General features: G+C 60.8%; 18 protein-coding genes. 6 read left to right on the top strand and 12 right to left on the bottom strand.

All coding sequences use genetic code 11. The features are described 5' to 3' along the window. Nucleotides 1-2: 2 nt before the first annotated feature. From PSH64_RS15420 to PSH64_RS15395, 6 genes are all read right to left on the bottom strand, one after another. Complete coding sequence (locus tag PSH64_RS15420) at nucleotides 3-995, bottom strand: LacI family DNA-binding transcriptional regulator (protein ID WP_105344394.1); 993 nt, start codon at nucleotides 993-995, stop codon at nucleotides 3-5. Nucleotides 996-1070: 75 nt separating this feature from the next. After that, nucleotides 1071-2573 carry a glycoside hydrolase family 32 protein gene (locus tag PSH64_RS15415; protein ID WP_305477723.1) on the bottom strand — a complete coding sequence of 501 codons (1503 nt, stop codon included), beginning with the start codon at nucleotides 2571-2573 and terminating at the stop codon, nucleotides 1071-1073. Then, a complete protein-coding gene (locus PSH64_RS15410) occupies nucleotides 2570-3697 on the bottom strand; it encodes an ABC transporter ATP-binding protein (RefSeq protein WP_105344388.1) in 1128 nt (375 codons plus the stop codon). The genes PSH64_RS15415 and PSH64_RS15410 overlap by 4 nt, the downstream gene beginning before the upstream one ends. 27 nt (nucleotides 3698-3724) lie before the next feature. Further along, nucleotides 3725-4567 (bottom strand): carbohydrate ABC transporter permease, encoded by an 843-nt coding sequence (locus PSH64_RS15405; protein ID WP_305477722.1) that lies wholly within the window; start codon nucleotides 4565-4567, stop codon nucleotides 3725-3727. Continuing rightward, a complete protein-coding gene (locus tag PSH64_RS15400; RefSeq protein WP_105344384.1) occupies nucleotides 4564-5526 on the bottom strand; it encodes a carbohydrate ABC transporter permease in 963 nt (320 codons plus the stop codon). Before PSH64_RS15400 ends, PSH64_RS15405 begins: the two co-directional genes overlap by 4 nt. Before the next feature lie 21 nt (nucleotides 5527-5547). After that, entirely contained in the window at nucleotides 5548-6822 is a 1275-nt protein-coding gene (locus PSH64_RS15395) for an ABC transporter substrate-binding protein (protein WP_105344381.1), read from the bottom strand. Nucleotides 6823-6990: 168 nt separating this feature from the next. On the opposite strand from PSH64_RS15395, the gene PSH64_RS15390 reads away from it, so the two are divergent. Then, nucleotides 6991-8556: a carbohydrate porin gene (locus tag PSH64_RS15390; RefSeq protein WP_305477721.1), complete on the top strand. Its 1566-nt coding sequence runs from the start codon at nucleotides 6991-6993 to the stop codon at nucleotides 8554-8556. A gap of 183 nt (nucleotides 8557-8739) precedes the next feature. Here PSH64_RS15390 and PSH64_RS15385 read toward each other — a convergent pair whose 3' ends face one another. After that, the gene (locus PSH64_RS15385) at nucleotides 8740-10626 is read right to left on the bottom strand and encodes a sigma-54-dependent Fis family transcriptional regulator (protein ID WP_305477720.1); all 1887 of its coding nucleotides are present in this window, start codon (nucleotides 10624-10626) and stop codon (nucleotides 8740-8742) included. A gap of 347 nt (nucleotides 10627-10973) precedes the next feature. Between PSH64_RS15385 and PSH64_RS15380 the strand changes: the two genes are divergently transcribed. The 5 genes from PSH64_RS15380 (at nucleotide 10974) to PSH64_RS15360 (ending at nucleotide 16361) form a co-directional block, all read left to right on the top strand. Then, nucleotides 10974-12032: an ATP-NAD kinase family protein gene (locus tag PSH64_RS15380; RefSeq protein ID WP_305477719.1), complete on the top strand. Its 1059-nt coding sequence runs from the start codon at nucleotides 10974-10976 to the stop codon at nucleotides 12030-12032. Nucleotides 12033-12066: 34 nt separating this feature from the next. Then, nucleotides 12067-13044: a thiamine pyrophosphate-dependent dehydrogenase E1 component subunit alpha gene (locus PSH64_RS15375; protein ID WP_305477718.1), complete on the top strand. Its 978-nt coding sequence runs from the start codon at nucleotides 12067-12069 to the stop codon at nucleotides 13042-13044. A gap of 33 nt (nucleotides 13045-13077) precedes the next feature. Then, complete coding sequence (locus PSH64_RS15370) at nucleotides 13078-14097, top strand: alpha-ketoacid dehydrogenase subunit beta (RefSeq protein WP_018928915.1); 1020 nt, start codon at nucleotides 13078-13080, stop codon at nucleotides 14095-14097. Next, nucleotides 14094-15206 (top strand): acetoin dehydrogenase dihydrolipoyllysine-residue acetyltransferase subunit, encoded by a 1113-nt coding sequence (locus tag PSH64_RS15365; RefSeq protein ID WP_305477717.1) that lies wholly within the window; start codon nucleotides 14094-14096, stop codon nucleotides 15204-15206. Before PSH64_RS15370 ends, PSH64_RS15365 begins: the two co-directional genes overlap by 4 nt. A gap of 90 nt (nucleotides 15207-15296) precedes the next feature. Then, a complete protein-coding gene (locus PSH64_RS15360) occupies nucleotides 15297-16361 on the top strand; it encodes a 2,3-butanediol dehydrogenase (protein ID WP_244914231.1) in 1065 nt (354 codons plus the stop codon). 92 nt (nucleotides 16362-16453) lie between these two features. Here PSH64_RS15360 and PSH64_RS15355 read toward each other — a convergent pair whose 3' ends face one another. The 5 genes from PSH64_RS15355 to PSH64_RS15335 all read right to left on the bottom strand — a co-directional run bounded on the left by PSH64_RS15355 (nucleotide 16454) and on the right by PSH64_RS15335 (nucleotide 24037). Further along, nucleotides 16454-17509 (bottom strand): hypothetical protein, encoded by a 1056-nt coding sequence (locus PSH64_RS15355; protein WP_305477716.1) that lies wholly within the window; start codon nucleotides 17507-17509, stop codon nucleotides 16454-16456. 34 nt (nucleotides 17510-17543) lie between these two features. After that, nucleotides 17544-19352 (bottom strand): hypothetical protein, encoded by a 1809-nt coding sequence (locus PSH64_RS15350; RefSeq protein ID WP_105344361.1) that lies wholly within the window; start codon nucleotides 19350-19352, stop codon nucleotides 17544-17546. Nucleotides 19353-19355: 3 nt separating this feature from the next. Beyond that, nucleotides 19356-20654, bottom strand: coding sequence for a hypothetical protein (locus PSH64_RS15345; RefSeq protein ID WP_305477715.1), 1299 nt, complete (start codon nucleotides 20652-20654; stop codon nucleotides 19356-19358). 19 nt (nucleotides 20655-20673) lie between these two features. After that, nucleotides 20674-21591, bottom strand: a complete 918-nt coding sequence (locus PSH64_RS15340; RefSeq protein ID WP_105344357.1) for a hypothetical protein — start codon at nucleotides 21589-21591, stop codon at nucleotides 20674-20676. A 61-nt stretch (nucleotides 21592-21652) separates the two neighbouring features. Beyond that, entirely contained in the window at nucleotides 21653-24037 is a 2385-nt protein-coding gene (locus PSH64_RS15335) for a hypothetical protein (protein ID WP_086945630.1), read from the bottom strand. Between the last annotated feature and the right edge of the window lie 11 nt (nucleotides 24038-24048).

The following is a 24048-nucleotide window of genomic DNA, read 5'->3' as shown; positions in this document are numbered from 1 at the left end:
CCTCATAGCGACGCCCGGACCACCAACGGACAATCAACCGGCTGCGCGCCTTCTACTTCAAGGGCTTCGATCAGGTGCCGGGTGGCCTTGCGACCGATTTCGTAGTACGGCAGTTGCACCGTGGTCAGCGGCGGGATGAACAGTTCAGCGATACCGATCATGTTGTCGTAGCCGAGCACCGCGACATCGTCGGGAATTTTCAGACCACGGCCCAGCAGCAGCTGATAGGCACAAAACGCAATGCGGTCGTTGCCACAGATCAGAATGTCGAATTGCGGACGACCCTCAATGATGTGCCGGTCGAGGATGCCTGCGGTTTCACCATAGGCGTCATGATCGGAAAGGTCGTATTGCAGGAGCGCGTCAGGCGCCAGCCCGAATGCCTGACAGGCGCGCTGCAAGCCTTCTTGTCGCAGGCCCCAGGCCAGGCTCTGTTTGGGCAGATTGATACACAGCGGGCGCCGATAACCCTGGCTCAACGCATGATGTACGGCGCGATACTGCCCGGCTTCGTCGTCCGGCACATAACTGATCAGGCGACTGTCATCGGCCAGGCAATTGGCGAGCACCAGGGGTTTGCTCTTCAAGCGCTCGGGAATGCTGACGTGGCGAAAGCCCATGGCGCTGAAGATCAACCCGTCGGGCCGGTGCGACAACATCAGGTCGATGTTCTGGTCGGTGGGCGGGTTGCTCAACAGGTTAAGGATGAAGACATTCCAGCCCGCCTGCTGCGCGGTCTGCTCGATGGACAGCAGCAGTTCCACCGCGAACGGTGTGGTTGCGGTGTCCAGCGCGAACACGCCGATGGTGCGCGACTGGAGATTGTCGCCGCGCATTCTGCGCGCCGACAGGCTCGGTACGAATTGCAATTCGTCGATGGCGCGACGCACCCGCTGAAGGGTTTCGGGGCTCAGTTTTTCCGGGGTGTTGAGCGCTCGAGAAACCGTCATCAGGGACACGCCGGCCAGTTGTGCAACGTCTTTGACTGAAGTCATGCGAGGCGAGGCCGGTCAGGTTGACGCAGAATCATGACACAGGGCTCGGGCTTCTCGCGACTCGAATGACGCCGCTCACAGCCATCCCGAGGCCAGAGGCCACGCTCCTGGAATGCGGACGCGCCCGCCACCGCCGCTTGCCACAAGCTTCACTCCCAGACTGTCGGGCCGCGGATAGAGACGGCTGCTGAGGCTGAAGCCCCCGTTTTCGTCGAACACCTCGATGGACGAGCGATCAAGGAACACACGCAGCGCCAGCCGCTCTTGTGTCGGGTCTATCGGCACACTGCGCTGACCGGTGACTTGCGCGCCCGAACGGCTGCGGTCCAGCACCAGACGCTGCAGCGCCGCATCGTAGTAGAGCAAGGTTTCTTCATCACCCTCGTCACTGCAACGCAAGGCGATTCCCAAGTGCCCATCGGTGCACCCGAGCAGATCCAGATGCACATGGATTTCGAGCCTGTCGCCATGCACTTCCGGCACCCACCGGGCCCCCGAGCCATCCCACCAGGACGTACCCGGCAATGGCGCCTGGCGCAGAGCGGTGAGCTCCCGTGCCGGATACACGCAAAGGCGATCGTCATGCAGTTCAAGTTCGCGTGGCAAACCGAGCATGCCGCACCAATGATGGGCCTGGCTCGGCATCGGGCTTTCCCACATGTCGAGCCACGCCCACACCAGGCGTCGACCATCGGCGGCCACCAGCGTTTGCGCGGCATAGAAATCGTGGCCGTTATCCAGTTCGATAAAAGGCCCGCCGGTGAAGTGCCATTGGCTGTCGAGTTGGCCCACTCGATAACCGGTCTGGTATTTGTTGAGCCGTTCGTAACCCTGGGGTTGCATGCCTTGGGGGGAGTACAGCAACACATCGCGCCCGTTCAGGCGGAACAGATCCGGGCACTCCCACATATAGCCGTCGCCCTCGCTGCCGCTGGCCACGTAGTCGAGGAACTCCCAGGCATGCAGATCCGTGGAACGGTACAGCGGCAGCAGCGGTTGATCGCCCAGGCGTGCGCCCGCTATCAGGTACCAATAGTCATCTTCCTGCCAGACCTTGGGGTCACGAAAGTGCATGATCGCGTCTTGCGGCGCGGTCTCGATGACCGCGCCATGCTTGACGAAACGGATGCCGTCGACACTGGTGGCCAGGCACTGGACTTGACGGATCGAGCTTTCGTCACCCACGCCCTTCAGCCAGGTGTGCCCGGTGTAGATCAGCGCCAAGGTGTCTCCACACACCACCGCGCTCCCGGAAAAACAGCCGTCGCGGTCGAAGTCATCGCCGGGCGCCAGGGCAATCGGCAGATGCTGCCAATGGACCAGGTCGGCGCTCTTGGCATGCCCCCAATACATCGGGCCCCATTTCGCGTCGAAGGGGTGGTGTTGATAGAACACGTGATACTCGCCGCGAAAGAACACCACCCCGTTAGGGTCGTTCATCCAGCCCGCCGGTGGGGCAAGATGATAGGCGGGGCGGTAATCGTGGATGACCCGCGACAGGCCGTCAGCCAACGCGTCCTGCGCAAGCTCAAGGACAGAGGACATAGGAGCGCTCATGGTATTCAACGACACAGTCATAGGGCGCCTGCTCGTGCCGAGCGCAGAGGGACGCTTTCAACGGCGTGGCGCTTCAAGGCCGTGCCGTCGGCGTCGAACAAGTGCAGGTTGTCGAGGTCCAGTTGCAGCTCGACCCGATCACCCGCCTGCCATCCGGCGTTGACTTCGCAGCGACAGATCAGCGGCTCGTCCTGACCAGTCTCCAGGTGCACATAGGTTTCGCTGCCCAGGTATTCGACCGCGGTGACGACGATGCCGGCAGTTCCCTGCGCCGCCTTGAGCGATACCTGTTCCGGACGAATGCCCAGGCTCAGCAACGTGCCTGCCGCCAGATTCGAGCTGTCGAAGGGCAGGGATGTCATACCCAGGACGGGGCTGTCGACCAGGCTGGTTTCGCCTGGCGCCTGCAGGCGCACCGCCAAAAAGTTCATTCTTGGTGAGCCGAGGAAACCGGCGACAAACTGGCTGGCCGGACGTTCATAAAGGTCACGCGGGGAGCCGACCTGCTCGACGCGACCGCCATTGAGCACGACAATTTTGTCGGCCAGGGTCATCGCTTCCACCTGGTCGTGGGTGACGTAGATCATGGTCGAGCCCAGTCGATCATGCAGCCGGGCGATTTCGTTGCGCATCTGCACCCGCAAGGACGCATCCAGGTTGGAGAGCGGCTCATCGAACAACAAAATGTCCGGTTCCCGCGCCATCGCTCTGCCCATGGCCACACGCTGACGCTGCCCGCCGGACAGTTCCTTTGGCTTGCGTTGCAGCAGTTTGTCCAGTTGCAGGATTTTCGCGGTTTTCAGCACCCGCTCGCGCAGGCTGGTTTTTTCGGTCTTGGCCAGCTTCAGGCCAAAACTGATGTTGTCGTAGACGCTCATGTGCGGGTACAGCGCATAAGACTGAAACACCATGCCGACGCCACGCTCGCGCGGCTCCAGGTCGTTGACCCGACGCCCGTCGATCAGCAGGTCGCCGGCGCAGATCGAATCGAGTCCGGCGATCAGGCGCAGCAGGGTCGATTTTCCGCAGCCCGAAGGGCCGACGAACACCACGAATTCACCCGCCGCGATCTCCAGGCTGACGTCGCGCAAAATCCGCATGCCGCCTAATTGTTTATTCACGTTGTCCAGTTTCAACTTGATCACGATGCTGTTCCTTGTAGTTGTCGGGCATCAACCCTTTAACGCGCCGGTAGTGAGACCGGAAACGATTCGGCGCTGGAAGATCAGCACCAGAATCACCAATGGGACGGTGACCACCACCGATGCCGCCATCAACAGCCCCCAAGGCAACTCGTGGGGGCTGCCGCCGGAAATCAGGGCGATGGCCACCGGCACCGTGCGCTGGGTGTCGGTGAGGGTGAAGGTCAGGGCAAATAGGAACTCGTTCCATGCGGCGATGAAGGCCAACAAGCCAGTGGTGACCAGGGCGGGCCAGAGCAGCGGCAACAGCACTCGGGTCAGCGCGACCCAGGGCGATGCACCATCCATGATTGCCGCTTCTTCCAGTTCATGGGGCAGTTGGCCCATGAATGTGGTCAGCACCCAGACGGTGAAGGGCAGGGTGAAAATCGTGTAGCTGAGGATCAACGCCCAGGACGTGTTGTACAGGCCCAGGGCGCGGATCACCTCGAACAGCCCCGACAGCACCGCGACCTGAGGGAACATCGACACCCCGAGGACCATCATCAACACCGTGCCGCGCCCGCGGAACTTGACCCGGCCCAAGGCATAAGCGGCAGTCAGGCTGAGGAACAACGCCAGCGTCACCACGCACAGCGCAACCACCAGCGAATTACCGATAGCCCGCAGGAATGAGGCTTGGTTGAGCACCACCGCGTAATTGGAGAAGTCGGGTTTTTTGATCCAGTAGCTCACCTCGAACAAGGCGCTGGACGGCTTCAGCGACGTGACAATGGCGTAGTAGAAGGGGAACACCGCATACAACAGCAACACCCCGATCAGGCACCAGAACCCGAGACGCAACAGCGCTTTTTTCAGTAGTCGCGGGCTCATGACCGGACCTCCAGTTGACGGCGTCCGAGGTAGAGATAAAGCATGGCAATCACCGCAACCACCAGAAACAGCAGGGTCGAGGCCGCGCTGCCGTAACCGACGTCCTGGAACTCCACCAGGTGTTGGCGGGCATACACCGACATGCTCATGGTGCTCGACGAGTTCGAGGTCAGCACATAGATCACGTCGAACACCCGCAGTGAATCGAGGATGCGGAAGATCGCCGCTACCAGCAGCGCGGGCATCAGCAGTGGCAGCGTGACGCGCCAGAACACTTTCAGCGGATGAATGCCATCGACCCTGGCGGCTTCGTAGCAATCGCCGGGCAACATCTGCAAGGCCGCCAGCATCAGCAGCGTGACAAAAGGCACGGTCTTCCAGACGTCGACGATGATCACCGCCCACATCGACAGGTCCGCATCGGCGGTCCAGGCCAGGGGGGCGTCAATCAGGCCGAGGCTGAGCATCAGGTGATTGATGATGCCGAACTGGTCGTTGAGCATCCAGGACCAGATCTTCGCCGAGACAATGGTCGGAATCGCCCACGGAATCAGAATCAACGCCCGCACCAGGGCGCGGCCGGTGAACTTGATGTTCAGCAATAGCGCCACCAGCAGCCCGAGGACGACCTCCAGCCCCACCGACACCACGGTGAAATGCAAGGTGTTGCGCACCGCGTTCCACCATTGCGGATCGACCAGAATGCCCGACCAGCTGGAGCCGTTGTGGAACAGATAATTGCTCAAGCCGACGAAGGTGCCGCCAGCAGTGTCCGCCAGGTTGGCGTCGGTCAGGCTGAACCAGAATGTCCGCAGCAGCGGCCAGGCCGCCACCAGGGCCAGACACAGCAGCATCGGTGTCAGAAACAGCCAGGCGGCGCGTACTCGGCGACGCTGTACCGGCGTTTCCCTGGTGAGCAGGAGCTCGTCACAGGGGGCATGGGTAGTAGAGACAGACATGGTGAATTCCTTCCTTGTGGCTTACCAGTTCCGGTGTTTGATGCGCGTGAGTTCGCTTTCCAGTTCTGTCAGCGCCTGATCGACCGGCAACTCACCGGCCAGCACGCCATGCACTTGATCGAAGAACGCATTGGAAACCCGTGGATAACGAGCGGCGGTGATTGAAGCGGGGCGCATGACCCCATCGTTGAGAATGCTGTGCAGCTGACCGTAATAAGGCATGGCCGCGAGCAACTCGGGATCCTGGTAGAGCGACTCGATCACCGGGTTGTAGGCGCCAATCAGCGCACGATGTTTTTGCTGTTGGGCACTGGTCAGGTAGCTCACCAGTTCCGCGGCGAGTTTGGGATGGGCGCTGTAACGCGATACCGCCAGACCCCACCCGCCGAGGGTGGAGGCATGGGTGCCGGTGTTGCCGCCACGGGGCAGGGGAGCGACGCCGACCTTGTCTTTTACGGCGCTGTCCGGGCTTTGCACCAAGGCCCAGACATAAGGCCAGTTACGCATGAACAACGCATTGCCCGACTGGAATACGCCACGTCCTTCTTCCTCGGTGTAATTGAGTACGCCACGGGGGGAGATGTCGCCGACCCAGCTTTTGGCCAGGGTCAAGGCAGCTCTTGAAGCCTGGCTGTTGACCACGATGTCGCCTTGAGGATTGACCAGCCCGCCCTCCGGTTGGCTGCTGATCCATTCCAGCGCATTACACGTCAGGCCTTCGTAGGCACGCCCTTGAAAGATGTACCCCCATGCGTTGGCGTTGCCGGCATTGCGCTCGGCCTGTTGTACATCCTTGGCGGTAGCGGTCATTTCCTCCCAAGTCTGGGGGACTTGCTTGTTGTATTTCTCGAGCAAGTCCTTGCGGTAATACAGCAGGCCCGAGTCGGTGAACCACGGCATTGTCACCAGCCGTCCGTTCACCGTGGCGTTGTCCACCTGCGCCTGGAAGTAGCCTTGGGTTGCGTCGGCGGGCAGCACCTCGCGCAGATCCAGCAGATGTTTGGCCAGCATCCCCGGCCACACCATGTCGATTTGAATGATGTCGATGTCGCTGGACTGCGCACTGAGGATCTGTTGGTAGAAGGACAAGCGCTCGGTGGCCGAGTTAGGCGTGGACACCACCTCGACGTGATTGCCGGTCTGTTTCGACCACGCCTCGACGGCCTCCTTGCACAGTTGTAATTCCGCGCCCACCGCACCGCAGGAGATCGTCAGATTGGCTGCGCTGGAGAGGGATGGAAGCCCGGCGCAAAGGGCAAGCAGTGCTGCTGGAAGGAGTGATTTGAGCTGTTTCATAAAGCCCTCTTTATTTTTGTTTTTAGAAAAGTTAACGTTAACATCGCCAAATGTAGCAGCGTATTTGCGATGAGGCATCCTTTTTTTCGTGGATTTTGACATTTCAGAGTTCACGCAAGAAAAGACCGGTCGCAGGACAAAACAATAAAAACAAAACAGGAAATTCCTATGCAGAAAGCATCAAGCTGGCTACTCGCAGGCGTGCTCGGCACCTCGGTGGCCACCTCTCAGGCCGCGACTCTGGAAGAACGCATGGCCGCGTTTGAAGCCCGTGCCAGCGCCGCGGAAAAGCGTGCAGCTGCCGCCGAACAGCAAACCCAGGCACTCGCCAGGGAACTGCAGCAGCTCAAACAGTCCACTCCCGCCTTGCAGCCTGTTGCATCCACTGCGACCGCCACTGCGGCGCCCAGTTTGGATACTCGGTTGGCAAAACTCGAAGCCCGTCAGCAAAGCCTGGAGAAGGAGGGCAGTACCGGACACCTCACCGACGGGTTCAGCTTCAAGGGCTACGCCCGCTCCGGATTGCTGATCAACGATGGCCTGGGGGGCGGGCGGGGCGGTCCTTATACAACGCCTGCCGGTTCAGTCGGTGGTGCAGTCGGGCGACTGGGTAATGAAGACGATACTTACATGCGTATAGACCTGTCGAAAGAAGCCAATGCGCAGAACGGCACCCATTCCAAATTCACGGTTTCCATCGCCGATGGAGTGGAAAGCTCCAATGACTGGACGGCCGCCGAAAGTAACCTGAATGTGCGCCAGGTATTTACGGAACTCGATCATCTCGCCGCATTCAAGGGCAATTCGACGTTCGAGAACGCCACCTTGTGGGCAGGCAAGCGATTCGACAGGGACAATTTCGATATCCATTGGCTGGACTCGGACGTCGTCTTTCTGGCCGGCACCGGGGGTGGTATCTACGACGTGCAGATGAACAAGAACTGGCGCTCGAATTACTCGTTGATCGGGCGTAACTACGGGGATTTCAGTGAGGGCGGTGTCAATGCCGATGTGGAAAGCTACATCCTCACCTCCAATCAGTTCTTCGATAATGGTCAGTGGCAGTGGATGTTCAATGGCATTGGCTCAAAGAAAAACGACTTTGGCACTCGCACCAATGAAGCGGGCCTGAAGCCTGCGGACTCCGGCTTGCACACCATGATCGCCAATCATCAGAAAAACTTTTTCGGCAGGGAAGGCTTCTTCAAGACGGCGCTGCTCTACGGGCAAGGCCTGGGAGCCGAGGTCAAGAACATCGGCTCGGACGGCGAACTGATCGACGACGCCCGTGCGCTGCGCCTGGCGCTGTACGGCGAAACACCGATTGCACCCCACTGGCGTATCGGCCCCAGCTTGCTGGCCGAACAAAGCAAGGATCGCTACGTCAAGGGTGACGACTACCGCTGGATGACCCTGAACGTGCGGTTGGCCAATGAAATCAACAGCAATTTCGAGATGGCCTACGAAATGAGCTGGCAAACCATGAACCTCGACCCCAAGGGTTACTTGCAACGTAATGCGGTGGACGGCAACTTCTGGAAATTCACCATCGCCCCGACCTTCAAACCTGACGTTGGAGACCTGCTTACACGCCCTGAATTGCGAGTGTTCGCAAGTCTCATGAACTGGTCTTCGGACTTGGACCGCTACAGTTCCACAGACAACTTCGGCAAGACGGACTTCAATGCCGGCGGTGTGTGGCAGTACGGGATCCAGATGGAGACCTGGTTTTGATAGCCGCGTCATCGGCGGCAGTTCGGAACCTGATGGGCTGCTAATGTCAGGTCGTTAAGGTATGGAACCTGTGGGAGCGGGCTTGCTCGCGAAAGCGGTGTGTCAGGTGACATCAATGTCGAATGACGCCGTATTCGCGAGCAAGCCCGCTCCCACATGGATTGCGCCGGGCAGTGGCGGTGATTAGCCCCTGCCAGGCATGTCGATGTCATGTTGATGCACCCGTCGATACAGCGTTGCCCGGGAGATGCCCAAAGCCTTGGCGGCGGGGGTGGGCTTCCAGCGATGGCGCACAAGGGCATCGATGAGTGCCTGGCGTTCCGGACTGGCGCAGCGTTCCAGCGTGTCAGCTGAAGCCGGCTCATTGAGTCGATGGCCGGGCAGATGCTCAGGCAAGTCACTCAACAGAATCAAGTGGGTCTCGCACACCGCACAGGCGTAACGCAACACGTGCCGCAGTTCGCGCACATTTCCCGGCCAGCGATAGCCGAGCAGGCATTCCAGTGCGGCGCTTCCCAGTTGCATCGATACTTCGCAGGCCGACGATTCTTCTTCGAGTATCCGGTTGATCAATGCCAGTCGATCACTGCGTTCGCGCAACGGCGGCAATTGGAATCGCGCACCACTGAGGCGGAAGTACAGGTCCTCGCGAAACTCGCCAGAGGCGACCAGGGCCTCCAGATCGCGGTGGCTCGCGCAGACCACCTGAATGTCTATCGCTTTGCTTCGCGACGCTCCCAGGGGCGCCACTTCGCCCTCGGCTAAAACCCGCAGTAGGCGGGTTTGCAGGGGCAGGGGCATATCGCCGATTTCATCGAGAAACAGGGTGCCGCCATCGGCCTGTTCCAGCAGACCTTGCATGCCTTTACTCGAAGCCCCGGTGAAGGCGCCGGCCGCATAACCAAACAGCTCGCTTTCGATCAGGTTTTCCGGAATCGCTGCGCAGTTCACCGCGATAAAAGGTCGATCGCGGCGCAGACTGGCCTGGTGCAGCTGGCGGGCGAAGACTTCCTTGCCGGAACCGGTTTCGCCGTGGATCAGTACCGGCAGATGACGGTCTTTGACGCGAACCGCAAGGCGCAGGCTTTCTTCCAGTCGCGGGTCGAGTTCGGCGGGTGACAGTACCCGACGTGTTGGGCTGCGTTTCACCCGCCGTGGCGCGCTGAGTCGTCCATGCAGGACGTGGCGGCCACCCTGGCAGTGAAACAGGCAGAGCGATTCGTCCCTGGCCCGATGCAACAACTGCTGATCAAACACTTGGCCGACGTGTTCCGGCAGTTGACCAAAGCTTTGCAACAGCCACTGCCGCGCCGCGGGGTTCAGCGCCTGCAGTTGTCCGTCATCGTCCCAGGCGAGCAGGTAATCGGGTTGGCTGTCGACGTAGCCCGGGCTGTTGTGGGCCCGCAGCACCCAGTAACCCTGGGCACTGTTCATGAAAAACGCTTGTTCTATTTCCCGTGCGCTCTGCACCACCATCTGCCGGATCAGGTGTTGCGAACGACGGTCGTCCGGCGAGCGCACCGCAGACACATCGAGCACCCCGAGCAGTTCGCCCCGAGGATCGAAGACCGGAGCGGCGGAGCAGGTGAGTCCGATAAAAGCCGCTCGGAAGTGATCCCGTTTGTGCACCGTGACCGGTGTTCGTGCGGTCAGCACCGCAGCCACCCCGCAGGTGCCTTCCTCACCTTCCGACCAGCAGGTACCCAGGTACAGGCCTGCTTTGCGGCAATCATTACGGATGGAGGTTTCCACGCGATAGTCGATGGTCTGGCCCTGGGCGTCGGTGAGCAACACGCAGTAGTCGGCATCGCGCACGCGACCGTGGAGCCGGGCGACTTCTTCGCTGGCGATGCGCAGGAACAGTTCGGAGCGTTCTCGACACTCCTGCAACACATTCTGGGACAGGATCCGCGGCCCTTGTAATGAGCCAGGGTCCAGATGGTGTTGCTCCATGGAGCGGCGCCAGGAGTCCAGGATCAAGTCCGGCACCGGCAATTGCGGCAGGTGCGCTGCGTTCTTCAAAACACGGCTGACGCAATCCACATGCGCCTTCGAGTGTGCGGAAAGCATTTAAGGCCTCCGGTTCGATCTTCTTTTAGTTGTGCGGGCTATTAAGCGCCGTTCACGGGCGGTCGACAAGCATCGGTTCACCCCACTGCGAAGCTGAGACGCGACGTCTCAACGTCTCACCATGAACCCGTGCAGGCTGACATGGGACGTCTCAATCAAGCGAGATCCCACCACTTGTAATGCAATCAAGAACCGCTCTGGACCGGGCTTTCTGGCGATCTTTTGCGAATCTGGCACCGGCCTTGCTCTAACCCCTGCAACCAGTACGACTGGCAACCCGATAATAACAAGAGGTGCCCTATGTCCTCCTGCCGAGGCCTTTACTCTGCTTTATCTGTGGTGGCGACATGAGTCGCTTGCCCCTGACCGTCGGCATCATTGCCAATCCGGCGTCCGGTCGGGACGTACGGCGCCTGACGGCGAATGCCGGGCTGTTTTCCAGCACCGACAAGGTCTCGGTGATCCAACGGCTGCTGGCGGCTTTTGGCGCCACCGGTGTCGAGCGCGTACTGATGCCCACCGACATGACCGGCATCGCGGCGGCGGTGAAGAAGAACAGCCATGGCCGCCAGGCGCGTGACAGCCACTGGCCAACCCTGGAGTTCCTGGAACTGACCTTGCGCCAGAGTGTGGCGGACACTCGCCAGGCCGCGCGCTGGATGGCTGAACGCGGCGTGTCGCTGATTGCCGTGCTCGGCGGTGACGGCACCCACAAAGCCGTGGCCGCCGAAGTCGGCGATATTCCACTGCTGACCCTGTCGACGGGAACCAACAATGCCTTCCCGGAGCTGCGTGAGGCCACCAGCGCCGGGCTGGCCGGCGGGCTATTCGCCAGCGGCCGGATCCCGCCCGACATTGCCTTGCGTCGCAACAAGCGCCTGCTGGTGCGGATTCCGAGCCGCGACCTGTGCGAAGTGGCGCTGGTGGACGTGGCGGTGTCCTCGCTGCCCTTTATCGGCGCCCGTGCGATCAGCCGTGGGATCGATCTGGCGGAGGTGTTTGTCACCTTCGCGGAACCTCAGTCCATTGGCATCTCGGCCCTCTGCGGCTTGTGGTTTCCAGTATCGCGCCAAGCCCCCAACGGCGCCTGGATGCGCCTTGATCCGCAATCGTCCGAAGCCTTACTGGTGCCCCTGGCGCCCGGCCTGTTGCAAGGCTGCGGCGTGCTCGCGGCCGCCAGCCTTGAACCCGGTGTTGCCCATCGCCTATGCCTGAGCAGCGGCACCCTGGCCCTGGATGGCGAACGGGAAATCGAATTCAACGCCCATGACTTGCCCACCGTGACCCTCGACTCCGGCGGCCCGCTGAGCATCGATGTCAATGCGGCGCTGGCCTATGCCGCGCAAGAGCGGCTGCTGGCCATCGGTCGTGAACACCCGCAACACCCTTTGAACCTTGCACTTTGAAACTTTGAGCCTCAAGACACCCTGGAGAATAAAAATGTCGACACAGCTGACCGCTGATCAATTGCTGCATGCCTATCGGGTGATGCGCACCATCCGCGTCTTTGAAGAACGCCTGCACGTGGAGTTCGCCACCGGCGAGATACCCGGTTTCGTCCATCTTTATGCCGGTGAAGAGGCCTCGGCCGCCGGTGTCATGGCTCACCTGAGGGATGACGACTGCATCGCCTCCAACCACCGTGGCCACGGTCACTGCATCGCCAAGGGCGTCGATGTGCACGGGATGATGGCCGAAATCTACGGTAAGAAAACCGGGGTCTGTCAGGGCAAGGGCGGCTCCATGCACATCGCCGATTTCGAGAAAGGCATGCTCGGTGCCAATGGCATCGTCGGTGCCGGTGCACCGCTGGTGGTAGGGGCGGCCCTGGCCGCCAGGCTCAAGGGGACCGACGGCGTCGCCGTGGCGTTCTTCGGCGATGGCGGTTCCAACGAAGGGGCCGTGTTCGAAGCGATGAACATGGCCTCGGTGTGGAACCTGCCGTGCCTGTTCATTGCCGAGAACAACGGTTACGCCGAGGCCACGGCGTCCAACTGGTCGGTGGCCTGCGATCACATTGCCGATCGTGCTGCTGGTTTCGGCATGCCTGGGGTCACCGTCGACGGCTTCGACTTTTTCGCCGTTCACGAAGCCGCCGGTGCCGCGGTGGCGCGCGCCCGAGCCGGTGAAGGACCGTCGTTGATCGAGGTCAAATTGACCCGCTACTACGGTCACTTTGAAGGCGACGCCCAGACCTATCGGGCACCGGACGAGGTCAAGTATTTCCGCGAACACAATGACTGCCTGATGCAGTTTCGCGAGCGCACCACTCGGACCGGTTTGATCGATGCCGGCCAGTTGGACCAGATCGATGGCGAAGTGGACCTGTTGATCGAAAATGCCGTGCGCAAGGCCAAGTCCGACCCCAAGCCGAGCGCGGCCGACCTGCTCACCGACGTCTACGTTTCCTATCCCTGAACGCCCCCTATAACAAGAATCGAGACCTTCATCATGGCGAGAAAAATCAGTTATCAGCAGGCAATCAACGAAGCCCTGGCCCAGGAAATGCGCCGCGACCCCAGCGTGTTCATCATGGGGGAAGACGTCGCCGGCGGTGCCGGTGCTCCTGGTGAAAATGACGCTTGGGGAGGGGTATTGGGCGTGACCAAGGGCCTCTACCACCAATTTCCCGGCCGCGTGCTGGACACGCCGCTGTCGGAATTGGGTTATGTCGGTGCCGCGGTAGGCGCAGCGACCTGCGGCGTGCGCCCGGTGTGTGAGTTGATGTTCGTCGACTTCGCCGGTTGCTGCCTGGACCAGATCCTCAATCAGGCGGCCAAGTTTCGCTACATGTTCGGGGGCAAGGCTTCCACCCCGTTGGTGATTCGCACCATGGTCGGCGCGGGCCTGCGGGCCGCCGCCCAACACTCGCAAATGCTCACGTCGCTGTGGACCCACATCCCCGGCCTGAAAGTTGTCTGCCCGTCATCCCCTTATGACGCCAAGGGCCTGTTGATCCAGGCCATCCGCGACAACGATCCGGTGATCTTCTGCGAACACAAACTGCTCTACAGCATGCAGGGCGAGGTGCCGGAAGAGCTCTATACCATCCCGTTCGGCGAGGCCAACTTCCTGCGCGACGGCAAGGACGTGACCCTGGTTTCCTATGGGCGCACGGTCAATACGGCGATGGATGCAGCCCGCAGCCTGGCAGGGCGAGGCATTGACTGCGAGGTCATCGATTTGCGCACCACCAGCCCGCTGGACGAAGACAGCATTCTCGAAAGCGTGGAAAAGACCGGGCGCCTGGTGGTGATCGACGAGGCCAATCCACGCTGCTCCATGGCCACCGACATTTCGGCCCTGGTGGCGCAAAAAGCGTTCGCCTCGCTCAAGGCGCCCATCGAGATGGTCACCGCGCCGCATACACCGGTGCCGTTCTCCGACTCTCTGGAAGACCTCTATATCCCCGACGCGGCGAAGATCGAAAACGCCGTGCTCAAACTGATCGAGTGGAGCAAGCGTTCATGAGCCAGATCCATACCCTGACCATGCCCAAGTGGGGCTTGTCCATGACCGAAGGCCGGGTCGATGTCTGGCTCAAGGAGGAGGGCCAGGCGATCGCCAAGGGCGATGAAGTGCTCGACGTAGAAACCGACAAAATTTCCAGCAGTGTCGAAGCGCCGTTTTCCGGTGTGCTGCGCCGTCAGATCGCGCGCCAGGATGAAACCCTCGCGGTCGGTGCATTGCTCGGCATCGTGGTCGACGGCGAAGCCAGCGAGGCCGAGATCGATGCGGTGATCGAGCAGTTCCAGGCCGCGTTCGTGCCAGGTGACGGTGCCGAGGAAGACAGTGGGCCGAAGCCGCAGAAGGTCGAACTGGAGGGGCGACTGATCCGTTACTTCGAGCGTGGCGAAGGCGGGGTGCCGTTGGTGCTGGTGCACGGGTTCGGCGGTGACCTGAATAACTGGATGTTCAATCATGAAGCATTGGCCGCCGGGCGCCGGGTGATAGCTCTGGATCTGCCGGGCCATGGCGAGTCAGGCAAACAGTTGGAACACGGAGATCTGGATGAGTTGAGCGGGGTGCTGCTGGCTCTGCTCGATCATCTTGATGTTCCCGTGGCGCATTTGGTGGGTCACTCCATGGGCGGGGCGGTGTCGCTGAACACGGCGCGCCTGGCTCCCCAGCGGGTGCGTTCCCTGAGCTTGATCGGCAGCGCCGGCCTGGGCGCGGAAATCAACGGCGATTACCTGCAAGGTTTTGTCGAGGCAGCCAGCCGCAATGCCCTCAAACCACAATTGGTGCAACTGTTCTCCGACCCCGAATTGGTCAATCGGCAGATGCTTGAAGACATGCTCAAGTACAAGCGTCTGGAAGGGGTGGATGCGGCCCTGCGCCTGCTGGTTGCGGAGCTGTTCAAAGACGGGCGGCAACAACTCGACCTGCGCGGAGTGGTGCAAGAAAGCCGGCAACCCGTGTTGCTGATCTGGGGCAGTGACGACGCGATCATTCCTGCGACCCACAGCGCGGGACTGACCGCCCAGGTCGAAATCCTGCCGGGTCAGGCGCACATGGTGCAGATGGAAGCGGCCGAGCAGGTCAATCGGCTGATTCTGGACTTTGTCCAACAACACTGATGCCTCCCCTGGCGGCCATTTGCCGGGCGCCAGGGCCAACGATTTCAAGGAGATTCCAACATGAGCCTTCCAATTGATCCGACCCGCAGCATGCGTGCCGCTGTCTGGCATGGTCGTCACGACATCCGCGTCGAAGATGTGCCGTTGCCCGTCTCGCCACCAGCGGGCTGGGTGCAGATTCGCGTGCAATGGTGCGGTATTTGCGGCTCCGACTTGCATGAATACGTGGCCGGGCCAGTGTTCATTCCGGTGGATGCGCCGCACCCGCTGACCGGCATCAAGGGGCAGTGCATTCTCGGTCATGAGTTCTGTGGCGAGATCGTCGAAATCGGCGCCGGGGTCCAGGGGTTCAGTGTGGGCGAGCCGGTGGCCGCCGATGCCTGTCAGCACTGTGGCACTTGTTATTACTGCACCCATGGGCTGTACAACATTTGCGAGAACCTGGCGTTCACCGGGCTGATGAACAATGGCGCGTTCGCCGAGTTGGTCAACGTACCGGCCAACCTGCTTTACAAGTTGCCGGCCAACTTTCCCGCCGAAGCCGGGGCGTTGATCGAACCGCTGGCAGTGGGCATGCACGCGGTGAAAAAGGCCGGGAGTTTGCTGGGGAAAAATGTGGTAGTGGTTGGCGCGGGAACCATCGGCCTGTGCACCATCATGTGCGCCAAGGCGGCTGGCGCGGCCCAGGTCATTGCTCTGGAAATGTCGGGAGCGCGCAAGGCCAAGGCCCTGGAGGTGGGGGCGAGCCATGTACTGGACCCCAATGAGTGCGATGCTTTGGCAGAGGTGCGGCGACTGACCGGTGGGCTGGGGGCGGATGTCAGTTTCGAATGCATCGGCAACAAACACACGGCCAAGCTCGCCATTGACCTGATCCGCAAGGCCGGCACGTGTGTGCTGGTGGGCATCTTCGAGGAGCCCAGCGAGTTCAATTTCTTCGAGCTGGTCGCCACCGAAAAACAGGTGCTGGGGGCACTCGCCTACAACGGTGAGTTCGCAGATGTAATCGCCTTTATCGCCGACGGCCGGCTGGACATCACGCCGCTGATAACCGGGCGCATTCAGCTGGAACAGATCGTCGGGCAGGGCTTTGAGCAATTGGTTAACAACAAGGAGCACAACGTGAAAATCATCGTGTCACCCGCTCGAATCTGAGATACCTCGGCAAGCGATTGACGACGGTCGGGCCTGAACATTCCTGCCGAATTCGGGGCAGGAAATGTTCAGGCAACTTGTGGCCCACCTTTTCAGAGCTGCACCCGCCGCAGCCTGCCGCTCAACGGGACGACGGTATTGTCTGGCATGGGCAGTGGCCGGCCGGTCAAACCCATGCCTTCGCTCACCAGTACCGCATCCTCCAGCAGACACAGGTTGGAGGGGGTATCCAGGTCGCGGGCGAGCACGGCGATCTGGGCGGTTTGCGGGTTGCAGCTCAGCAGTCGCCCGGTGAAACGGGTAAAGCCGCCGTGCAGCGGTTCGCCGTTCCAGTCCGCTGGCAAGGGTTGCTGCAGGCGGTCGCAGAGCTCCAGGACCAGCACGTTGCCCTTCGGACACAGCGCCAGTCCGGTGGGCAGTTGCAGGCCGCGAATAAGCAGCTCGACTTGCCCACTGTCAGGCCAGACCCGAATTACCTGGCCGGCCCTCTCGGCGAAGTCGATGCCCTTGCGCGTCGGGTCGCCTTGCAACTCCCCGGAAAACAGACTGATCAGCACTGCGTCGGTCGCCGGTTCGTACACCAGGGTCACCGGGACGGCTTCCTGATCCTGATCCAGTTCGAGTAACTGGACCAGCACACGCTCGCCGTGTTCGCCGCTGAATTCCACCAACTGATTGGTATCGGGCTTGACCGCCAGCCAACTGCGGCGGGTCGGGTGGTAACACAGCGCATTCAGATTGCCACGGCTGTGAAACACCGGTTCGGGCGGTGTGAATTGCAGGTCCAGCAGTTTGGAACCCTCGACGTAATCGGTCTGGCTAACCAGACAGCGCCCGTCACCGCAGGCGATGTCCGACAGTCCCATGACTTCATCACGCAGCATGCGGGCCTGCATGTTCATGGCGCGAAAGCCTTGCGCGAGTATTTCGCCGGGCAGGTAGGCGCCGGGCTTGTGTGGATCCGGTCGCAGTCGACTGATACGGCCGCTGAAGGGCTGGTCCGGCAGGCCCGAGCCGGCTTCGGTCAGCAGCAGGCTGCCATCGGCCTGCACACAAACGCCCCGAGGGTTAAGCAAGCCGTCGGCGATGATCGTACTCGGGCGCAGGGTTTCACGCGGTTGCGCAGGAATATGAAGGGGAACGGGCATAGGGCTTCTCTCCATGGACAAGGGATGGACGCGGTTACTGCGGCGGTTGCCACGGTTCGCCGGTGAGATAGGCCCGGAGCAGCGCCCGCTGGCAGGGCGACATCGAGCGCACCACGGGCATGAACAGGGTGGTGCCTTTGTAGGCGTCCGAGGTTCGGGCGAGGATGGGGTTCTTCGCGGCCATGATCGCGTCGGGCTGATTGAGCGGGATGTAGCGCGACATGGCGGGGAAGGCCAGGTAGTGAAACCGCAGGACGTTGGGGTACATCAGCGGCCAGGTGATGGTGGTGCCCTTGGGGATGCCGAAGTCGGTCTGTGCGTATTTGCGAAAGCTGGTGAAGTAGCCACCGCTTGCAAGACCGTTGACCGTGTAAGTCAGCGCGACAAACCCCGCCTGGGCCTCGGTGCCCGGCTTGAGGGTGACCGGGAAACTGACGTCGAGCTGGCCGGGGTTGATGGTCAGCGAGTCAGGAAACTCGAGGAAATTCCAGTATTTCGGATTTTTGTATACCGCAGGGGCACCGGCCTTCAGGTCGATTTCGGTGGCACTGGTGACCGGGCCACCCAGGTACCTGACCTGCAGGGTGATCGACAGGCCGTTGGGGTAGTCCTCAAGATAAACGTTGCGCTGATCGGCATACACCCGATAGGTCGATTCGATGGCGTGCAGCGTGGTTTCGGAGACGGTATTGGGTGCGTTGATGGCCAGCGCCGCGGTTCGCACCGCTTGCTGCTGAGTGGCACTCAAGGGCAGGTCGACGATGCCGCCATACACGTAATAGTCGAACAACGGGCTGCTTGCCGGGTCGAGGGTGGTCAGGGTGGTGGTGCCGGCGCTGATCGTGACGGGACCGTAATCCGCGTTGGGCCCGATGGGGCTGGTGATGTCGTCCCTGACGGCCCTGAAGGTTTGCTTCGGGATGACATTCACCATGTCGATGCTCAGGATGCCGCTGTCGCCCAGATCGGCATAACCCGTGCTCTTGACGCTCTGGTTGACCAGTTGCCGGCCCGGCTGGCAGTTCAGCGGCTCATCGTCGAAGGCCGGGGCCAGCGTCCCGATGACCCGGCCGATGCTCGGGTTGGGGGTGTATTTACCGGCGGCGTAATCGGCGTCCAGTTGCTCGGTGGTCATCGTGGGACACATCTCGAACATGACGAAACGCAGGACGATGCCGGTTGCGCCCGGCGCCTGGATGATCGACCGCAGGCCGCTACTGTTCTGGTTCCAGCTGACAATACTGCTCAGGGGAAAGGTCAGCTGAAATGTGCCGCTGGCATGGAAGGAGCCGGGCGCATCCATGCTCTCTGGCTCCAGCACCCGTGTTTTGACATCCAGACTGCTGCAGACCGTGTTGGCGCGGATCAGTAGCTGGATATTGCTGTTGCCGCCAATTTGCAGACCGCCGACAAATATCTGGGTGGTGGTCGAGGAGGTAGGGTCCAGGTCCACCATCATCGGGCCGGAAACGGGTCCCTGTCCGGTCACCGGGTCCACTGAGCCGAGCAGATAGACCGGCTGGCCCACCATGTCGCCGGTGGTGCTGATACTGCCCGGACTACCCTGGGAACTGATCAAGGCGTTCTGCATGTCGACGACGTGCTGCCCGTAGTGATTCCAGCCGCCGGCGGTGTAGTAGTCGCCCGTGGGTGCATTGATCATGTTGTTCAGCTGATCGTCGGTGTAAGACTGGGCTCCCGGCGCCAGGGTCGAGGTGGTCAGGTCGAAGAGCGGCCAGTGATCATTGCCGTCGTAAGGAATAGTGGGGGAGTTGTTCGGCAGGCTGACGTCCGTGCGGATGCCGCCCCAGAAATTCAACCGTGGTCCATTGAGAATGCTCATGATCTATTCCTCGTCCTTGGTGGTTTTGCCGACAGGCGCATTGGCGAATTTGAACAGGTAGGAGAAATCGGACTTGTAGGGGCTCTTGACCGGCGTCGCCATGGAGTGGCAATTCATGCAGCTGCTGTTGGGCTGGATGTAGCTCTCCATGGTCACGTTGGCCGAGAGCGACGGGGTCGGCTGACCCAATGGGTTGCTGGGGTTGTCCGGCATCAGCGGACGCTGGGTGGTGATGAGTTGGTAGTACTTCAGCACGCTTCTTTGCAGGCCCGGGTCGGTGCGGTAATTGGTGTTGACGGCGTTGGTGATCTCGGCAATCGGGGTGACCCGGTTCAGCGGGTTCGGGGTCTGGAACGTGGTGCCGGGCTTGGGCACGCAGACCAGTTTTGTACCCTGAGTCTGCCAGTCGCAGGGTGACTGGTTGAGGGTGATGGCCGGGGCCGCGGGGTTGAAGTAGGAGTAGGTCATGCCGGCTGTTGGCTGATCGACCCATTGGCCATGCACCAACTCCTTGGGCGGAACGTTATCGATCTGCTCGAAGGTCGACCAGATCCACTGCGGATAGCCGTTGACCTTGGTGATGATGTGCAGGCCCACCAGGCCCAGGTAGGCCTCGGTGACACCGGTGCGTTGGCCCTGGTCGTTGAACGTGGGCACGCGCGCCAGCATGGTCAGGTAGCGGCTGGCGTTGTCACTGGTCGTGAGGATGCGCCAGCTCGACTTGACCTCGATGACCCCGTTGGGAAAGTTAATGTTGTTGGCTTTGGAAACGACATCGGCGTTATAGAAGCTGTTGTTGACGATGTAGTCGTAGGACGTCTCGTTGGCCGAAATGTCGTAGTAGGTCGGGTTACCGGCCTGGTCGATCAGCCAGCCGCCGACAGCCTGATCCACGGCATTCACCTGGGTGCTGTTCTTCAGCGCGGCGATGTTGATGATGCCCAGGCTTTTGGCGGTCTGCGGGGTGTTCCACGGGCCAGGATCTGCCCCCTTCGGCAGGAAGATTTCCTCCACGGTCTTGTAGGTTTGCCAAACGGTGTAGCCGGGGTCCCCAGGCTGTTTGGCGCAGTCGGGATCACCGCGCTGCCCGTTCTGTGCAGGCCAGTTCAAAGCGATGAACATCTGCCAGCTGTATTGATCGAACTGATCCTGGCTGGCGCTGGCGGCCGGCGCGGTGCTGGGGGGCTGGCAACTCAGGTTACTGGCCTGCGTCGACGGCATGGCCTGTTCCCGGGCCAGGGCCAGGCCCGACAGACTGGCCAAGCCCACTAACATCACGCAGAAACGGAATGTGGTTTTCATGGCGATCCTTCGTCGTTATTCAGGGTTTGCGTTGCATGAGCTTGTTCCACTGCGCCTTTTGGCCGTTGCTCTGTGACGCCGGTGGTTCGAACAATTGGCAGGGCGGTGGATTCGCCGGACACATGGCGGCCACTTGCGCCCAGGTCTGGGCCGGGTCCGGTTTGGCGATGCGGAAGTTGGTGTAGTTCTGGCTGACGATGGGGGCATTGGCGACGCTGGCATCACCGGAGAAATAGAACGACTGCGGATGCCGGTAGGGCGGTTGTCCCGTGGCGTTCTTGTAGAAGGCGTAGCCGAACAGGATCGGGCCTTGTGGCGAGTCGACATCCAGGGCATAGGCTTGCACGCTGCCATTGAGGTTCTGGCTGCGCGCGGCACTGTAGGGCAGGTGCTTGATGAAATCCTGCCGTGGTGGGTGGTTCATCGGCGAGAACATGCAGCAGGCCGGCATGTCCTTGGGACGGTCCTGGGGATAGGTCAGGAAGTAGGCCTTGTTGCCCAGTGACACGAAGGAGCAGGTGTAGTTGTTGTTCTTGATCGGGAAGATCGGCAGGCAGTATTTCTCGTAGTGTTCCATCATCGCGCCGAAGCCGTCGCCATCCGGCGGGATGTAGGCGGTGTCGTAGTAACTGGTGCCGCGAGAGACGGTGTAGTCCGCCGGGGTCAGGGTGGTGGGTGGATTGCTGTAGGGCGGCGGGTTTTTCTCGTAGTTGTGCATCACCCGGTACATGGTCCAGTCGCTGATCCAGTAGGCCGGGAAAAACGGATCGGAAGGCTCGCCCACGGAACGCTTGGCGATGCAGTTGCCGTTCTTTTCGTTACACCCCAGGTTGTTGTGCACCCCCATGCTGAAGTAGATGGCCTCGCTGTCCTGGGCGAAAACAGGCGGGCTGAGCAGCAGGATCAGCAGCAACAACCGGTCCAAGATGATTTTCATGGGACACCTCCTGTGAAGTGCCGGGTGGCGGACTCGCCACCCGGTAATCCGGCGTGAAACGTCAAAGGTCGTTGTAGTCGCTCATGGAGAGCTTCCTGGGTGGGAAGTTGAGTTTCACCAGGCGTTTGGCCCACAGCTGCAGCACGGCGCGGCGGCTTTGCGACAGGTCTCGGGTGATCGGCATGGCCAGGGTGCTTTCGTCCTGGTTGTCCTTGTTGATCAATATGAGTAACTGGTCGACGGCGCCCTCCACCCGCGTGCGTGAATCAAGGGGCATGTACTTGTTCATGATGGGGTAGAGGTAATAGAACGACTGCAGCACCTTTGGAAAGATGAACGTGTTCCATATTTCTTCCGGAGCTTGCGTGGAGGTGCACATGCCGTTCCAGGTGTCGATGAAGTCCTGTTGCAACTTCATGTCCAGCGGCAGGACCCGCAGCGGGGCAAGGAAGTCGACGTAGGCCTCGCTGAGCGGGAAGCTGAAGGGGATGGTCGGATCCTTATCGCCTTCCTTCACGAAGAAGCGCAGGGTGGGGAAGCCTGGCGCGACTGCCTTGCAGCCTATCTGAGCGATACCTTGGGCGTTGGTGGTGATGACGGCATAGGTGTAATTGACGGAGTTGCCCTTCTCGTCGTTCAGCGTACCGGTGCGACCGATGGGCTTGTCCAGGGTCAGGCAGGGGCGCAGGTTCACCGCGACCGGTTTACCGGAAACAGTGAGGAACTCTTGATAACCGACTGGGGTTCCAGAAGGTTCAGGCACGTCCTGCAGGTCCGTCAGTCGGCGGCCGCTGCCAGTGCTGCGGTAGAGGCCGACCGAGGGTGCGTCGGTGAACTGCGGCAGACCGGCCGTGTTCTTGCTGCGGTCCGCCGGGTTGTCGTAGAACAGCGTGAAGTCGGCGGCGTTGCTGAATGCCAGGTAGTAGTCGCTGCTGGTCACCATGTAGGGGTTGTTGTACTCGGCCACCCACAGTGTCGTGTTGGCGGCCGGCTGGCCATTGTTCTGCACCATGATGGTCAGCTTCTTGTAGTCGCCGACGTCGATGAAGCTGCCGCTTTCGATCACCTCGGCGGTCCATGTCTGCTGGGTGGCGGCGACGGTCTGGGGAGCGCTGTACAGGCCCAACCGACGTAGAATCAGGGGACCGGATTCCAATACACCCTTGGTATAGTCATCGAGGGGAACATCGAGGATACCCGAGCGCTGGTTGAAGGCCGACTGCCGATAGTCCGCGAAGTTCAAGATGACCGCCGGCTTGAATGTTCCATCCTTCTCGGCACCCAAATGGTAGGTACCGGCATTGAATTTTTCCGGGACGGGGATATCAGCCGTGGCATCCACGGGATAGCTCGGAAAGGTATTGCCCAGGTCAAGTGACAGGGTGTAGTCGTTGATCTGTGCCGAAATCACCCCCAACTTGACTTGTTGTGTCTCCTGGGAATACAGCTGGCTCATCGACACCGCCTCATTGGCCACCAGTCGCCTTCCGGCGGGCGCGGTGGGGTATTCACCGGCGAACCACAGCCCCAGGACCGCCGAGGTGCGGCTGTAGGCAGGATTGAAGAAAATCTCGTTGACGTTGTCCAAGCCCTTTCTGTAGAGGTCACGCACTTTCGCCATGACGTTCGGGTTGTTGGAACGGGTGTCGAGGCGCTGTGGGTAATCGTTGAATATCCCGTTCTTGTCATAGCAGGTCAGGTAGACGCAAAAGCGGAACATCAGGCCCTGTGCCCCTTGCTGCTCCATCTGCTGCTTCAGGTTGGCCAGCAGGGACGAGTTGCCGAGCGCCCATTCCAGATTCTCCTTGGGGAAGCAGGTCTGCCAGGTGGTGCTGACGTTCACCAGGCCACCCAGGGCTCCCCAACTGAAGTTCAGGAAACGGTCCATCATCCGGTACTTGCGGTTGAGGGTCAGGCCGCAGTTCGCGTCCCCTAACACCAGTTTGTCGAAGTACAGCGCCGTGAAGGTGTTCTGCCATGGGCTGATATCCACGAAGCGCGCCGCGGTCGGGGTATTGCTGCCCAGGGGGCTGCCGAGCAAGTGGTATTGCGCGCCGATCAGTGCATCCTTATCGATGTAGCTATTGGGCTGCACTTCGCCGCCGATAACGGTCGACTTGGTTTTCCCGTAGTTCACCAGGCCGCAACCGTTGTCGCCAAACAGATCCCATTCGGCGGGCATGTACGGGTCATGCTTCGGATTGATATTGTTTGGCACCTGCTGTACATAGGTCGGCATGCCAGCCATGTACTGCGTCGAGATGGCCCATGGCATCAGGGTGTCGGGAGCATTGTTCCGGTCGATGCCGAAGTGCGTCATGAACGACCAGTTGATATCCGTGTTCACCGCGTCATACAGCGGGAACATGTCGTTGTTGTTGGCTGTTGGCGGGTTCCAGAACATCTGGCCGTTGAGGTAGATGCGGGGAAAATTCAATACGCTCATGTCGTGCTCTC

This window comes from Pseudomonas sp. FP1742, from assembly GCF_030687145.1.
GTDB lineage: Bacteria > Pseudomonadota > Gammaproteobacteria > Pseudomonadales > Pseudomonadaceae > Aquipseudomonas > Aquipseudomonas frederiksbergensis_D.
This window is presented reverse-complemented; position numbering and strand designations above follow the sequence as displayed.

Coding starts and splice junctions, on each gene's coding strand:
- PSH64_RS15420 (WP_105344394.1), bottom strand. CDS start 995: ATGACTTCAGTCAAAGACGTTGCACAACTGGCCGGCGTGTCCCTGATG.
- PSH64_RS15415 (WP_305477723.1), bottom strand. CDS start 2,573: ATGACTGTGTCGTTGAATACCATGAGCGCTCCTATGTCCTCTGTCCTT.
- PSH64_RS15405 (WP_305477722.1), bottom strand. CDS start 4,567: ATGAGCCCGCGACTACTGAAAAAAGCGCTGTTGCGTCTCGGGTTCTGG.
- PSH64_RS15400 (WP_105344384.1), bottom strand. CDS start 5,526: ATGTCTGTCTCTACTACCCATGCCCCCTGTGACGAGCTCCTGCTCACC.
- PSH64_RS15395 (WP_105344381.1), bottom strand. CDS start 6,822: ATGAAACAGCTCAAATCACTCCTTCCAGCAGCACTGCTTGCCCTTTGC.
- PSH64_RS15390 (WP_305477721.1), top strand. CDS start 6,991: ATGCAGAAAGCATCAAGCTGGCTACTCGCAGGCGTGCTCGGCACCTCG.
- PSH64_RS15385 (WP_305477720.1), bottom strand. CDS start 10,626: ATGCTTTCCGCACACTCGAAGGCGCATGTGGATTGCGTCAGCCGTGTT.
- PSH64_RS15380 (WP_305477719.1), top strand. CDS start 10,974: ATGAGTCGCTTGCCCCTGACCGTCGGCATCATTGCCAATCCGGCGTCC.
- PSH64_RS15375 (WP_305477718.1), top strand. CDS start 12,067: ATGTCGACACAGCTGACCGCTGATCAATTGCTGCATGCCTATCGGGTG.
- PSH64_RS15370 (WP_018928915.1), top strand. CDS start 13,078: ATGGCGAGAAAAATCAGTTATCAGCAGGCAATCAACGAAGCCCTGGCC.
- PSH64_RS15365 (WP_305477717.1), top strand. CDS start 14,094: ATGAGCCAGATCCATACCCTGACCATGCCCAAGTGGGGCTTGTCCATG.
- PSH64_RS15360 (WP_244914231.1), top strand. CDS start 15,297: ATGCGTGCCGCTGTCTGGCATGGTCGTCACGACATCCGCGTCGAAGAT.
- PSH64_RS15355 (WP_305477716.1), bottom strand. CDS start 17,509: ATGCCCGTTCCCCTTCATATTCCTGCGCAACCGCGTGAAACCCTGCGC.
- PSH64_RS15350 (WP_105344361.1), bottom strand. CDS start 19,352: ATGAGCATTCTCAATGGACCACGGTTGAATTTCTGGGGCGGCATCCGC.
- PSH64_RS15345 (WP_305477715.1), bottom strand. CDS start 20,654: ATGAAAACCACATTCCGTTTCTGCGTGATGTTAGTGGGCTTGGCCAGT.
- PSH64_RS15340 (WP_105344357.1), bottom strand. CDS start 21,591: ATGAAAATCATCTTGGACCGGTTGTTGCTGCTGATCCTGCTGCTCAGC.
- PSH64_RS15335 (WP_086945630.1), bottom strand. CDS start 24,037: ATGAGCGTATTGAATTTTCCCCGCATCTACCTCAACGGCCAGATGTTC.